Origin of the sequence: Halomonas sp. NO4 (genome assembly GCF_010994375.1) — a bacterium.
In the GTDB taxonomy this organism is placed as follows: domain Bacteria; phylum Pseudomonadota; class Gammaproteobacteria; order Pseudomonadales; family Halomonadaceae; genus Halomonas.
In genome coordinates this window covers 101249-113799 of record NZ_WHMA01000005.1, presented here as the reverse complement: position 1 = coordinate 113799, position 12551 = coordinate 101249, and the positions used below count along the sequence as shown (strand labels likewise).

Below are 12551 nucleotides of genomic sequence, written 5' to 3'. Positions count from 1 at the left end.
CGAGGAACGAGGGGCGAGGAGCAAGGGGCTGCTCCGGCGCCACTGGCTACATCGCGACTCAGCACTGACCCGGTGGTCAGGCGTGTTAGAATGCCGCCCCCTGTCGAGACGAAACGAGTCCCATGTCCGATCGCTTTTCCCCGGATGCCCTCGCCGAGCCTCCCGCCACCGGGCTCTCCCATGCCCCCGCTACCGGGCTCTCCCATGACCCCGCCACCGGGCTTTCCCATGACCCCGCCACCGGTCATCCGCGCCCGCCGCGGCGCGAGTTCAAGGCGCGCGGCAGCTTCGTCGAGCGCTGCCCGGACTGCAACCTGCCGGCACTCAACTGCCTCTGTCCCTACCGGGTTGCTGCCGAGAGCGTGGCGCGGGTATGGCTGCTCACCCATCCCCTGGAGCACCACAAGCCGACCAACACCGGGCGGCTGATCCGCGACGTCCTGCCCGGCACCGAGGTCTTCACCTGGTACCGCACGGCGCCGGATGACCGCCTGCTGGCGCTGCTGGCCGACTCGCGCTATGCGCCCTTCGTGATCTTCCCCGACGACCAGCCGGACTATGCCGACCGCGTGGTGGGCATGGACAGCGTGGCACGCGCCAAGGGGGAGGACAGAATTCCGGTCTTGATTCTGCTCGACGGCACCTGGCGCCAGGCGCGGCGCATCTTCCGCAAGAGCCCCTACCTCGACGGCCTGCCGGTACTGCCCCTGCGCACTCGGCGCCAGACCCGCTACCGGCTGCGCAAGCCGGCCTCCAGTGACCACCTGTGCACCGCCGAGGTGGCCGCCGAGCTGCTGCACCAGTCTGGCGACGGGCTGGCGGGTCAGGTGCTCGACGACTACTTCGACGTCTTCAACGACAGCTACGCCGCCAGCCGGCGCTTCGAGAAGCTCGGGACGCCGACGGCTGCGATGCAACGCCTGCTGGCGCGGCGAGGAGAGTGGGGATAGAAAGAAAGTCCCGGGCTCAGCCGGGCAGGCTGAGCAGGGCCTCGGCGATGCGGAAACCGGCGATCCAGGTGCCGGCGGCGGAGCCCAGGGTGGCGAACAGGAATACCAGCAGGGTGCGCGAGACGCGGTTGCGCCACCAGCCCTTGAGCGCGGTGACGTCGTGGCGCAGGGTCGAGAAGTCCCGCACCTTGGGCTTGCGTAGGAAGAGCTCCACGCCGGCGGCCACGAAACCGGCGCCGATGGTGGGGTTGAGCGAGGTGAGCGGCGCGGCGACCACGGTGGCGGCCACGGTCAGCGGGTGGGCAAGGGCGAACAGCGTGGCCACGCCCGAGAGCACGCCGTTGATCACGAACCACTCGCCGATCAGCTGCCAGCCGAGCTCGGTGTTGCGCGAGAAGCCGATGGCGAAGCCGGTGAGCACCAGGGCGGTGACCACCCAGGGCAGCGCATGCCACAGGCGAGACGGCGGGGGCGTGGTTTCCAGCGCCTCGCGCTCGACGGTGGGCGCCTTGGGCAGCGGTTGCTCGAGCTGCTCGGCCATGCCCTTGAGGTGGCCGGCGCCGATCACCACCAGCACGTGGCGATAGCAGCCCGGTGGCGCCTGCTCGGCGAGGCGCAGCACCATGTAGCGGTCGCGCTCGGTGATCAAGGGCGTGAACAGCGCCTCGGACTGGGCGGCGAATTCGCTGAAGGTCGACTCCAGGACATCGCCCTCCTTGAGCCGCTCGATCTCCTCGCTCGACACCTCCTGACGCGACAGCACGCTGCCCAGCAGGCCCGAGAACAGCGAGAAGCGCTGCCACCAGGGCACGTTGTGGTAGATGCGCTTCAAGGTGATGCCCACGTCGCGGTCGATCAGCAGCAGCGGTAATCCATCGCGGCGCGTCTCCTCCAGGGCGGCGCGCATCTCAGCGCCGGGCTCGATGCCCGACTGCTCGGCCACGCGCTGCTGGAAGGCGCCCAGCGCCAGGCTCGCCGCCACCATGCCGGCCTTGCCCTGGCGGAAGATGGCGAAGAGGTCCTGTTCGCCCAGGGCGTCGGGGTTGCTGAGATTCTGGTGGCGCGAGTCGCACAGCTCGATGGCCACGGCATCGAACTCGCCGGAGCGAATCAGGCTGCGCACGTCCGCGGCGCTCTCGGCCGAGACGTGGGCGGTGCCCAGCAGGGTATAGCGTGTCCCCCCCACCTCGATGACGCGGTGCGGGCCGCTGATGGCACTGGCGGACGAGGAAGCAGTCACGGGGTCCTGGGGGGCGTTCATGGGCGCTCGCAGTGAAGGCTGGAACCGCCGATTATCCATGAAGTGGCCCGGCGGGCCAAACCCGGCCTACTTTCTCCAGAAGGCCGGGGTAAACAGCACCAGCACGGTGAAGATCTCCAGGCGGCCGAGCAGCATTGCCACCACCAGGATCCACTTGGTGACGGTCGGCAGGTCGCCGTAGTGGGCGCTCGCCTCGCCCAGCGCCGGGCCCAGGTTGTTGAGCGCCGAGCCTACCGTCGACCAGGCGGTGACCTGGTCGACGCCGGTGGCCATCACGCCCACCAGCATCAGGAAGAACAGCAGCAGATAGACCGAGAAGAAGCCCCACACCGCCTGGGCGATGCCGTCCGGCACGCTCACCTTGCCCACCTTCACCGAGATCACTGCGCTGGGATGGATCAGCCGCATCACCTCGCGCATGCCCTGCTTGAGGATGAGGATGATGCGGATCACCTTCATGCCGCCGCCGGTGGAGCCGGAGCAGCCGCCCACGAAGGCCGTGACGAAGAGCAGGAAGGGCAGCGCTCCGGGCCAGGCGGAGAAATCCGCCACCGCGAAGCCCGCCGTGGTGGCCACCGAGACCACCTCGAAGAAGCCGTGGCGCAGCCCGCGCTCGATGCCGTACTGCTCGGTGAGCCACAACGACACCACGGTGATCACCGTCAGCCCGGCCAGGAAGAGCAGCAGGAAGCGTGCCTCGGGATCCTGCACGTAATGCTTGAGCTGGCGGCCGCGCCAGGCCAGGAAGTGCAGGCTGAAGCTCATCGCCGAGACGATCAGAAAGCCCGCGCAGATCAGCTCGATGGCGGCGCTGTCGAAGTGGCCGATGCTGGCGTCGTAGGTGGAGAAGCCGCCGATGGCCACGGTGGAGAAACTGTGGCCCAGGGCATCGAACCAGTCCATGCCCGCCGCCATGTAGGCCAGCATACAGGTCAGCGTGAGGGCGGCGTAGATGTACCACAGCGCCTTGGCGGTCTCGGTGATGCGCGGGGTGAGCTTGGAGTCCTTCAGCGGCCCCGGAATCTCGGTACGATAGAGCGCCATGCCCCCCACGCCGAGGGTCGGCAGGATCGCCACGGCGAGCACCACGATCCCCATGCCGCCCAGCCACTGCAGCTGCTGGCGGTAGTAGCGGATCGACTCGGGCAAATGCTCGATGCCGGTGATCACCGTGGCCCCGGTGGTGGTCAGCCCCGAGAAGGACTCGAAGACGGCATCGGTGAAGGCGAGCGCCGCCTCGCCGGCAAACATCAGCGGCAGCGCGCCGAACAGCGCCAGCACGCTCCAGAAGAGCGCCGCGATCAGGAAACCGTCGCGGGTGCGCAGCTCGCGGTGGGCCCGGCGGTTGGGCAGGTAAAGTACCGCCCCGGTGGCCACGGTGATCCCGATCGCCACCATGAAGGCCTCCGACTGACCGTCGCCGAACAGCCAGGAGATGAGGATCGGCGGCACCATGGTCAGGCTGAACATCATCAGCAGCAGGCCCAGGATGCGCAGGATCATACGCAGGCTCATGGCGTTCCCTCGAGGGCAGGGAGCGCAGGCGTTGCGGTCCGCCACGTCGGCTCGCGGCTCGGCAGCGTCGGCAGAGCTGGTAACCGCATCAGAAGAACGTCAGCCCGACCTGGAAGAGACGCTCCACCTCGCGGATGCGCCGCTTGTCGATGACGAAGAGGATGACGTGGTCGCCGGATTCCACCACCACGTCATCGTGGGCGATCAGCACCTCCTTGCCGCGCACGATGGCACCGATGGTGGTGCCCTTGGGCAGGTCGATCTCGCCGATGGCGCGGCCCACCACCTTGGAGGATTGGGTATCGCCGTGGGCGATGGCCTCGATGGCCTCGGCGGCGCCGCGGCGCAGCGAGTGAACGTTGACGATGTCGCCGCGGCGCACGTGGGTCAGCAGGCTGCCGATGGTGGCCTGCTGCGGCGAGATGGCGATGTCGATCTCGCCGCCCTGGACGAGATCGACGTAGGCGGCGTTGTTGATTAGGGTGAGCACCTTTTTGGCGCCCATGCGCTTGGCCAGCATCGACGACATGATGTTGACCTCGTCGTCGTTGGTCAGGGCGCAGAAGATGTCGCAGTCCTCGATGTTCTCCTCTTCCAGCAGCCGCTTGCTGGTGGCGCTGCCGTGCAGCACCACGGTGCGGTCGAGGCGCTCGGAGAGCACCGTGCAACGCTCGATGCCGTGCTCGATGATCTTCACCTGGTGGCTGTGCTCGAGGTGCTCGGCGAGGCGCTCGCCGATGTTGCCGCCGCCGGCGATCATCACCCGGCGGAAGTCGCGGTCGACCCGGCGCAGCTCGCTCATCACCGCGCGGATATCGCGCCGCGCGGCGATGAAGAACACCTCGTCGTCGGCCTCGATGGTGGTGTCGCCGCGCGGGATGATCGGACGGTTTCGGCGGTAGATGGCCGCCACCCGGGTGTCGACGCTGGGCATGTGGCGGCGCAAAAACCCCAGCTCCTGACCCACCAGGGGGCCGCCGTAGAAGGCCTTGACCGCGACGAGCTGCACCAGGCCCCCAGCGAACTCCAGCACCTGCAGGGCGCCGGGGTGCTCGATCAGCCGGCGGATGTGGTCGGTGACCACCTGCTCGGGGCTGATCAGCACGTCGATGGGAATCGCCTCGTGGGCGAACAGTCCCTTGCGGGTGAGGTAGGCGGTGGCGCGCACCCGGGCGATCTTGGTGGGGGTGCGGAAGAGGGTGTGGGCCACCTGGCAGGCGATCATGTTGACCTCGTCGCGGCTGGTCACCGCGATCAGCATGTCGGCATCCTCGCAGCCTGCTTGACGCAGCACTACGGGGTAGGAGCCCGGCCCCACCACGGTGCGGATGTCGAGCCGGGTGTGCAGCTCGCGCAGCTTGTCACCGTTGGTGTCCACCACGGTGATGTCGTTCTCCTCGCGGGCCAGGTGTTCGGCCAGGGTGCCGCCGACCTGGCCGGCACCGAGAATGATGATTTTCATGGGGCTTGCTGTCCGCTGTCCGGGCGCCGGAATCGACAGCGGCGCACCTTGTGCGCCGCAACACATTAGCGACTAGCATAAACCAGCCGCCCGGTGGGGAACAGGCCCACCCGGCCCGCGGGCTTCAGTCGAGGGTGAAGCCGATCCGCAGGGTGACTTGCCAGTGGGCGACACGGCCGTGCTCGATGTGGCCGCGGGTGTCGGTGACCTCGAACCAGCGCATGCCGTGCAGCGTTTCCGAGGCCTTGACGATGGCGCTGTTGATGGCGTCCTCGATGCCCAGCTCCGAGGAGCCGGTGAGTTCGATGTGCTTGTAGGTATGCTGGCTCATGCGTGCCTCCCGTGGCTTCCGGTCCAGTGGGTTCAGTCGGTTGCCTTTCTCAGTCTGGCATAAAAGAAGCCATCGTGATGATCGGGGCTCGGCAGCAGCTGACGCCCCACGCCCGCCTGCTGCCCCCAGCTCAGGTCGGTGGGCATGGTGTCCCGGGCATCCGGCGTGCGCGCCAGGAAGCTGCGGACCTGGTCGCTGTTTTCCTCCGGGAGCACCGAGCAGGTCGCATAGACCAGCGCGCCGCCGGGGCGCAGCAGACCCCAGAGGTTGTCGAGTAGGCGGCGCTGCAGTTCGGCCAGCTTGCCGATGTCCGAGGGGCGGCGCAGGCGCTTGATGTCGGGGTGGCGGCGGATCACCCCGGTGCCGGAACAGGGCGCGTCGAGCAGGATGGCGTCGAAGGGGGTAGTGTCCCACCAGTCGCGAGCGGTGGCATCGGCATGCATCAGGGTGGCCGAGAGACCGAGGCGTGCCAGGGTATCCTCGACCCGGGCCAGGCGCACGGCGTCGCTGTCGAGCGCGATGAGCTCGATGTCGAACAGCTCCAGCAGGTGGGCGGTCTTGCCGCCGGGGGCGCAGCAGGCATCCAGTACCCGGCCCCCGGGGCGCGGCGCCAGGCTGGGGCCGAGCAGCTCGGCCGCGAGCTGGGCGGCCTCGTCCTGTACGCTGACGTCTCCCGTGGCGAAGCCAGGCAGCGCCTGAACGTCGCAGGGCGTGGCCAGCACCAGGCCGTCCGGGGAATGCGTGCACAGGCGCGCCTCGATGCCGGCATCGGCAAGGCGGGCCAGGTAGGCCTCGCGGTCTCCACGGCGGCGGTTGACGCGCAACGTCATCGGCCCCGGCACGTTGTTGGCCTCGGCAATGGTGCGCCAGTCGTCGGGCCAGGCCTGACGCAGCGCCTTGAGCAGCCAGCGCGGATGGAGCAGCGCCACGGCAGGGTCGCGGTCCACTTCGGCCTGCAGCGCGGCGGATTCGCGCTGCAGGCGGCGCAAACAGCCGTTGATCACCCGGGTCGCCCACTCCTTGCCGAGCAGGCGAGCGGCGCCGGCGGTCTCGCCCACCGCGGCATGGGCGGGAATGCGCAGGTAGAGCAACTGGTGGATGCCCAGCAGCAGCAGCGCCTGGACATCGGCGTCGCGCGTCTTGAAGGGGCTCTTGAGCAGGCGGTCCGCCAGCGCTTCGAGACGCGGCAGGGTGCGGCAGGTGCCGTAGCACAGCGCCTTGAACAGGGCGCGGTCGCGGGCCACCACCTGGTGGTCGTCGAGCTCGTTGAGCGAGCCCTTGCCGGCGATCACCGGCGCCAGGGCCCGGGCGGCGCTGGCGCGCACCGCCTGGCCGCCGTCGGCCAGGTTGCCCTGGCGCGAGCCGTTGCGTGAGTGTGGCGTGGAGCGGGTCATGGCTGGCGCTCCTCGCGCGCCGCGCCCAGGCGCCGGCCCGGGGCCAGGCGGTCATGACGGGCGTTGAGCAGGTCACGGGCGGGCAGGGGCTTGCCGCCGGGCAGCTGCGCCCGGGTGACGCGCAGCACCTCGTCGCCGGCGGGGCCGCAGGCGATGCGCAGGGCCTCGCCATCCGAGGCGAGCAGGGTGCCGGGGGTCTGCGGCGCCTCATCGTCACGGCGGGCGCTGGCCGCGGCCATCAGCAGGCGCAGGCGGGCGTCGTCCAGCGCGCACCAGGCCACCGGCCAGGGGTTGAAGGCACGGATTCTCGCGGCCAGCGGCTCGGCGGGCTCGCAGAAGTCCAGCTCTGCCTCGGCCTTGGAGAGCTTGGCGGCGTAGGTGACGCCGGCCTCGGGCTGGGGGGTGGCGGCCAGCTCGCCGGCCGCCAGGGCGTCGAGGGCCTCGACCAGCGCCTCGGCGCCGAGTCGGGCCAGGGTGTCGTGGAGGTCGCCGCCGGTGGTGGTGGCGGTGATCGGCGTGCGGCGCGTGAGCAGCATGTCGCCGGTGTCCAGGCCTTCGTCCATCTGCATGATGGTCACCCCGCTCTCGGTGTCGCCCGCCTCGATGGCGCGCTGGATCGGCGCGGCGCCGCGCCAGCGCGGCAGCAGCGAGGCGTGGACGTTGAGGCAGCCCAGCCGCGGCGTGTCGAGCACCGCCTTGGGCAGGATCAGTCCGTAGGCCACCACCACCATGACGTCGGCCTCGAGCGCAGCCAGTTCGGCCTGCACCTCGGGCGATTTCAGCGTCGTCGGCTGCCGGACCGGCAGGGCATGGCGAGCGGCGAGCCGCTTGACCGGGCTTGCGGTCAGCTGGCGGCCACGGCCGGCGGGGCGGTCGGGCTGGGTGTAGACGGCGACGACGCGATGGTGACTGTCGAGCAGAGCGGCCAGGCTCGCCGCGGCGAAGTCGGGCGTGCCGGCAAAGATGACGCGCAGGGGTCGGGACATGGTCTCGGGCCTTGCCTGTGGGCGAAGACCCCATGATACCGGAGCGAGCCCCGAACGAAGAAGGCCGGGACGCATCCCGGCCTGTCACAGGGTGAGCCGCGCCTCAGGCGGGCTGCATCTGCTTGTGGCGCTTCTCCATCTTCTTGCGCACACGCTCGCGCTTGAGCGGCGAGAGGTAGTCGACGAAGAGCACGCCCTCCAGGTGGTCGCACTCATGCTGGATGCAGTGGGCCAGCAGGCCGTCGGCCTCCAGCTCGTAGGGATTGCCCTCGCGGTCCAGCGCCTTGAGGTGGACCCGGAGCGCGCGCGGCACCTCGGCGTAGTACTCGGGGATCGACAGGCAGCCCTCGGACATCGGCTCGCGCTCGTCGCCGAGCGGGGTGTACTCGGGATTGATCAGCACCAGTGGATGATTCCGGGCATCGCTGACGTCCATGACGATCACCCGCCGGTGGACGTCCACCTGGGTGGCGGCCAGGCCGATGCCGTTGGCGTCGTACATGGTCTCGAGCATGTCGTCGACCAGCTGGCGTACTGCGTCATCGACCGCCTCGACCGGTGCGGCCATGGTGCGCAGCCGCTCGTCGGGAAACTCGAGGATGGGTAATTTGGCCATGGCGTTGGTATCACCGTTATGCTTGATTCAGGGGATGGCCTTATTCTAGGACGTCGAGTTCGGCGGGAAAACCGCCGGCTTCGCAACCAGGCCATAGTAGTGGACTATAACATACCGACCGGAACGAGCGGACGAGGTTCCCGGCCAGCTGGGCCGTGGCGCTCGTCCCGGTGAGCAGGGGGACGGCAGGGATGACGGGGAGTGCAAGCAGCGGCCTGCGGGCGGTCATGGCAGGGCTGGCGATGGCCCTGATGCTGGGGGTGACGACGGCCTGGGCCCAGGCGCCGAGCTGGGCGAGCGGACTGAGCGACACGGCGCCCGAGCGTTACACCGTGGTGCGAGGCGACACCCTCTGGGACATTGCCGGGCGTTTTCTGCGCCACCCCTGGCAGTGGCCCGAGGTGTGGCGGGTCAACCCGCAGATCGCCAACCCTCACCTCATCTATCCCGGCGACGTCATCTACCTCTACGACTGCAACGGCCGCCCCTGCCTGGGGTTGGAGCGCGGCCAGAACGTGGTGCGCCTGTCGCCGGAAGTGCGGCGCATCCCGCCCCGGGAGGCGATCACGCCGATTCCGCTGGAGGCCGTGCAGCACTTCCTGCGAGACCATCGGGTGGTCGACGACCCGGAGAGCCTGGAAGAGCTGGCCTACGTGGTGGCCGGCGACGACCGGCGCATCATCAGCGGCGCCGGCGATCGCCTCTACGCCCGCGGCGAACTGGCCGGCGGGGCGCGCTACGGCGTCTACCGCCGCGGCGAGCGCTACGTCAGTGCCCGTGGCGAATTCCTGGGCCTCGAGCTGGAGAGCATCGGTCAGGTGCGCCTCGAGCGGCAGGAGGATGAGATCGCCGTGCTCGAGGTAACCGCCGCCAGCCGCGAGATTCGCGACGACGACATCGTGCTGCCGCTGGAGGCGCGCGAGCTGGAGCGCGAGTTCCTGCCGCGCCCGCCCGATATCGAGGTCGACGGTCGAATTCTCGCCGTGCCGGGCGGGGTGCGCTTCGCCGGCCGCCTGCAGGTGGTCGCCCTGGATCGCGGCCGGCGCGACGGCCTGGCGCCCGGACACGTGCTGGCCGTGGAGCAGCTCGGCGAGCAGGTCACGGATCCGCGTACCGGCGAGCTGCTGCGCCTACCCGGCACCCGGGCGGGCCTGGTGATGGTCTTCCGCGCCTACGACAAGCTGAGCTACGCCCTGGTGATGCGTGCCACCAACAGCCTGGAGGTGGGTGACCGGGTGCACAACCCGGAGACCCTGCTGGCGCAGGTGGCGCGGTGAGCGCGGCGCTTCCCGCGCTGCGCGACTGGTTGGCGCTCGTTCACCTGCCCGGCCTGGGCAGCGTCCGCCTCGCCGAGCTGAGCGAGGCGGCGCTTCCCGCGCTGCGCGACTGGTTGGCGCTCGTTCACCTGCCCGGCCTGGGCAGCGTCCGCCTCGCCGAGCTGAGCGAGGCGGCGCCGGCTTGGCCCGACGGCTGGCTGGCACGTCTGCCCCGTGAAGCGGCCACGGCGCTGCGCCTGTGGCTCGATCACCCGGCGCGCAGCCCCCTGACCCCATGTGTCGAGGCCAGCCTGGCGTGGTGCGAGGCTGGCCCGCCGCGTCATCTGCTCCATCCGGGGCATGCCGCCTGGCCGGTCCTGTTGGCGCAGATCGCCGACCCGCCGCCGCTGCTGTGGGCCGAGGGCGACCTTGCCGCACTGGCGCCGCCGGCGCTCGCCATCATCGGCTCGCGACGCCCGACCCGCGAGGGGCTCGCCAACGCCGCCGCCTTCGCCCGCGAGCTCGCCGGCCGCGACTGGGCGGTGGTCAGCGGAATGGCGCTGGGCATCGACGGCGCCGCCCAGCGCGCCGTCCTCGATGCGGGCGGGCGTACCGTGGCCGTGCTGGGCTGCGGCGTCGACGTCATCTATCCGCCGCGTCACGCCACCCTCTACCACCGCCTGCTCGCCGAGGGCGGCCTGCTGCTCGCCGAGCATCCGCCCGGCACCCGCGCCCGGGCCGGCTTCTTCCCGCGCCGCAACCGCATCGTCACCGGGCTCTCGCTGGGCGTGCTGGTGGTGGAGGCCGCCGAGAAGAGCGGCTCGCTGGTGAGCGCGCGGCTGGCCACCGAGCAGAACCGCGAGGTCTTCGCTTTGCCGGGCTCCATCCACAACCCCCAGGCGCGGGGCTGCCTGCAGCTGATACGCCAGGGCGCGGTGCTGGTGCGCGGGGTCGACGACATCCTCGAGGAACTCTCCCACTGGGCGGCGGCGCACGTGCCGGCCCCGGCGGCCAGCGCCACCACCGAGGAGACGGGCGACCCACTGCTGCGCTGGCTGAGCGACGCTCCGGCGCCGCTCGACGCCCTGGTGGCGCTCACCGGGCTCGGCGTACCCGAGTGCCAGCGGCGGCTGCTGGCACTCGAGCTCGCCGGTCGTGTCGCCCAGTCGCCCGGCGGCTGGGTGCGTCTGCCGGGCGTGGCGCAGTCGTGATAGCATGTCCTCGCCGTGCCAGGGCGGTACGGCGTTTGGCCAGCGATTCGAGGTGTGACCCCGCATGATTGAGGCTTCCTCCCTTGCCGCCGCCGTCTCCGCGCTGCACGCCGGCGGCGTGATCGCCTATCCCACCGAGGCCGTCTGGGGGCTGGGCTGTGATCCTGACAACGACGCGGCGGTGGCGCACCTGCTGCGCCTCAAGGAGCGCGACCCGGCCAAGGGCCTGATCCTGGTGGCGGCGAGCATCGCTCAGTTCGCGCCCTGGCTCGAGCGCCTGCCGCCGGCGCTGCATGCCCCGCTGGTGGCCAGTTGGCCCGGCCCCAACACCTGGCTGGTGCCCGACAACGGCCGCACCCATCCGCTGGTGCGTGGCGCCCACGACAGCGTGGCCCTGCGCGTCAGCGACCACCCCGGGGTGATCGCCCTGTGCGAGGCCTTCGGCGGGCCTCTGGTCTCCACCTCGGCCAACCGCGCCGGGGAGCCGCCGGCGATGAGTGCCGCCGAGATCCGCGAGATATTCGGCGACGACATCGATGCCGTGGTCGAGGGTGAGCTCGGCGGCAACGAGCGCCCCAGCACCATCCGTGATCTGGTCAGCGGCCGGGTGCTGCGCGGCTGACCCTCGGCATTCGGGAGGCGACATGCCCCACGCCAACCTGGAAGACGTCAAGCGCTACCTGCTCGACCTGCAGGAGCGTCTCTGCACGGCCCTGGCCGCCGAGGACGGCGGCGACGGCTTCCGCGAGGACGCCTGGCAGCGCCCGGAGGGCGGTGGCGGGCGCTCGCGGGTGATCGAGAACGGCGCACTGTTCGAAAAGGCCGGGGTGAACTTCTCCCATGTGTTCGGCGAGCGCCTGCCGCCCTCGGCTACCGCCGCGCGGCCTCAGCTCGCCGGGCGCAGCTTCCACGCCGTGGGGGTCTCCTGGGTGCTGCACCCCGAGAACCCCCACGTGCCCACCAGCCACGGCAACGTGCGCTTCCTGATCGCCGAGAAGGCCGGCGAGCCCCCGGTCTGGTGGTTCGGCGGCGGCTTCGACCTCACCCCCTACTACCCGGTGTTCGAGGACGTGCTGCACTGGCACCGCGTCGCCCGCGACGCCTGCGCGCCCTTCGGCGACGACGTCTACCCGCGCTTCAAGGCGTGGTGCGACGACTACTTCTATCTCAAGCACCGCGACGAGCCGCGCGGCGTGGGCGGGCTCTTCTTCGACGACCTCAACGAGGGCGGCTTCGAGCGCTGCTTCGCCTTCCAGCGCGCCGTGGGCGACGCCTTCCTCGACGCCTACCTGCCCATCCTGCGGCGCCGCCGTGCCATGCCCTGGAGCGCGCGCGAGCGCGACTTCCAGCTCTATCGTCGCGGGCGCTACGTGGAGTTCAACCTGGTGTGGGACCGTGGCACCCTGTTCGGCCTGCAGAGCGGCGGGCGCAGCGAGTCGATCCTGATGTCGTTGCCGCCGCTGGTGAGCTGGCGCTACGACTGGCAACCCGAGCCGGGCAGCCCGGAAGAAGCCCTGTATCGAGACTATCTGCGCCCCCGCGACTGGCTCGGGGAAGAGGAGGCCTGAA

General features: G+C 70.4%; 12 protein-coding genes. 5 read left to right on the top strand and 7 right to left on the bottom strand.

Going from position 1 to position 12551, the window contains the following annotated elements; genetic code table 11:
• The first annotated feature begins 122 nt into the window (after positions 1-122).
• Complete coding sequence (locus tag FEF15_RS06210; RefSeq protein ID WP_163558284.1) at positions 123-950, top strand: DTW domain-containing protein; 828 nt, start codon at positions 123-125, stop codon at positions 948-950.
• 16 nt (positions 951-966) lie between these two features.
• Here FEF15_RS06210 and FEF15_RS06205 read toward each other — a convergent pair whose 3' ends face one another.
• The 7 genes from FEF15_RS06205 to def all read right to left on the bottom strand — a co-directional run bounded on the left by FEF15_RS06205 (position 967) and on the right by def (position 8515).
• Positions 967-2211: a TraB/GumN family protein gene (locus tag FEF15_RS06205; RefSeq protein ID WP_163558283.1), complete on the bottom strand. Its 1245-nt coding sequence runs from the start codon at positions 2209-2211 to the stop codon at positions 967-969.
• Positions 2212-2277: 66 nt separating this feature from the next.
• On the bottom strand, positions 2278-3726 hold the full coding sequence (locus tag FEF15_RS06200) for a TrkH family potassium uptake protein (RefSeq protein ID WP_163558282.1): 1449 nt from the start codon (positions 3724-3726) through the stop codon (positions 2278-2280).
• Positions 3727-3814: 88 nt separating this feature from the next.
• On the bottom strand, positions 3815-5188 hold the full coding sequence (trkA, locus tag FEF15_RS06195) for a Trk system potassium transporter TrkA (RefSeq protein ID WP_163558281.1): 1374 nt from the start codon (positions 5186-5188) through the stop codon (positions 3815-3817).
• Positions 5189-5312: 124 nt separating this feature from the next.
• Positions 5313-5519 (bottom strand): dodecin, encoded by a 207-nt coding sequence (locus FEF15_RS06190; protein WP_163558280.1) that lies wholly within the window; start codon positions 5517-5519, stop codon positions 5313-5315.
• Positions 5520-5551: 32 nt separating this feature from the next.
• Entirely contained in the window at positions 5552-6913 is a 1362-nt protein-coding gene (rsmB, locus tag FEF15_RS06185; protein ID WP_163558279.1) for a 16S rRNA (cytosine(967)-C(5))-methyltransferase RsmB, read from the bottom strand.
• Positions 6910-7899: a methionyl-tRNA formyltransferase gene (fmt, locus tag FEF15_RS06180; protein ID WP_163558278.1), complete on the bottom strand. Its 990-nt coding sequence runs from the start codon at positions 7897-7899 to the stop codon at positions 6910-6912. The genes rsmB and fmt overlap by 4 nt, the downstream gene beginning before the upstream one ends.
• 103 nt (positions 7900-8002) lie before the next feature.
• On the bottom strand, positions 8003-8515 hold the full coding sequence (gene def / locus FEF15_RS06175) for a peptide deformylase (protein WP_163558277.1): 513 nt from the start codon (positions 8513-8515) through the stop codon (positions 8003-8005).
• A 191-nt stretch (positions 8516-8706) separates the two neighbouring features.
• On the opposite strand from def, the gene FEF15_RS06170 reads away from it, so the two are divergent.
• The 4 genes from FEF15_RS06170 to hemF all read left to right on the top strand — a co-directional run bounded on the left by FEF15_RS06170 (position 8707) and on the right by hemF (position 12550).
• Positions 8707-9792 carry a LysM domain-containing protein gene (locus FEF15_RS06170; RefSeq protein WP_240454087.1) on the top strand — a complete coding sequence of 362 codons (1086 nt, stop codon included), beginning with the start codon at positions 8707-8709 and terminating at the stop codon, positions 9790-9792.
• 77 nt (positions 9793-9869) lie between these two features.
• Complete coding sequence (gene dprA / locus FEF15_RS06165) at positions 9870-10982, top strand: DNA-processing protein DprA (RefSeq protein ID WP_163558358.1); 1113 nt, start codon at positions 9870-9872, stop codon at positions 10980-10982.
• Positions 10983-11046: 64 nt separating this feature from the next.
• On the top strand, positions 11047-11604 hold the full coding sequence (locus FEF15_RS06160) for a Sua5/YciO/YrdC/YwlC family protein (RefSeq protein ID WP_163558276.1): 558 nt from the start codon (positions 11047-11049) through the stop codon (positions 11602-11604).
• A gap of 22 nt (positions 11605-11626) precedes the next feature.
• Positions 11627-12550, top strand: a complete 924-nt coding sequence (gene hemF, locus FEF15_RS06155; protein ID WP_163558275.1) for an oxygen-dependent coproporphyrinogen oxidase — start codon at positions 11627-11629, stop codon at positions 12548-12550.
• Position 12551 lies beyond the last annotated feature (1 nt).

Excerpts from the sequence above, each read along its gene's own strand:
- FEF15_RS06205 (WP_163558283.1), bottom strand. The coding sequence starts at position 2,211 with ATGAACGCCCCCCAGGACCCCGTGACTGCTTCCTCGTCCGCCAGTGCC.
- hemF (WP_163558275.1), top strand. The coding sequence starts at position 11,627 with ATGCCCCACGCCAACCTGGAAGACGTCAAGCGCTACCTGCTCGACCTG.
- fmt (WP_163558278.1), bottom strand. The coding sequence starts at position 7,899 with ATGTCCCGACCCCTGCGCGTCATCTTTGCCGGCACGCCCGACTTCGCC.
- FEF15_RS06200 (WP_163558282.1), bottom strand. The coding sequence starts at position 3,726 with ATGAGCCTGCGTATGATCCTGCGCATCCTGGGCCTGCTGCTGATGATG.
- FEF15_RS06210 (WP_163558284.1), top strand. The coding sequence starts at position 123 with ATGTCCGATCGCTTTTCCCCGGATGCCCTCGCCGAGCCTCCCGCCACC.
- trkA (WP_163558281.1), bottom strand. The coding sequence starts at position 5,188 with ATGAAAATCATCATTCTCGGTGCCGGCCAGGTCGGCGGCACCCTGGCC.
- rsmB (WP_163558279.1), bottom strand. The coding sequence starts at position 6,913 with ATGACCCGCTCCACGCCACACTCACGCAACGGCTCGCGCCAGGGCAAC.
- FEF15_RS06170 (WP_240454087.1), top strand. The coding sequence starts at position 8,707 with ATGACGGGGAGTGCAAGCAGCGGCCTGCGGGCGGTCATGGCAGGGCTG.
- def (WP_163558277.1), bottom strand. The coding sequence starts at position 8,515 with ATGGCCAAATTACCCATCCTCGAGTTTCCCGACGAGCGGCTGCGCACC.
- FEF15_RS06190 (WP_163558280.1), bottom strand. The coding sequence starts at position 5,519 with ATGAGCCAGCATACCTACAAGCACATCGAACTCACCGGCTCCTCGGAG.
- FEF15_RS06160 (WP_163558276.1), top strand. The coding sequence starts at position 11,047 with ATGATTGAGGCTTCCTCCCTTGCCGCCGCCGTCTCCGCGCTGCACGCC.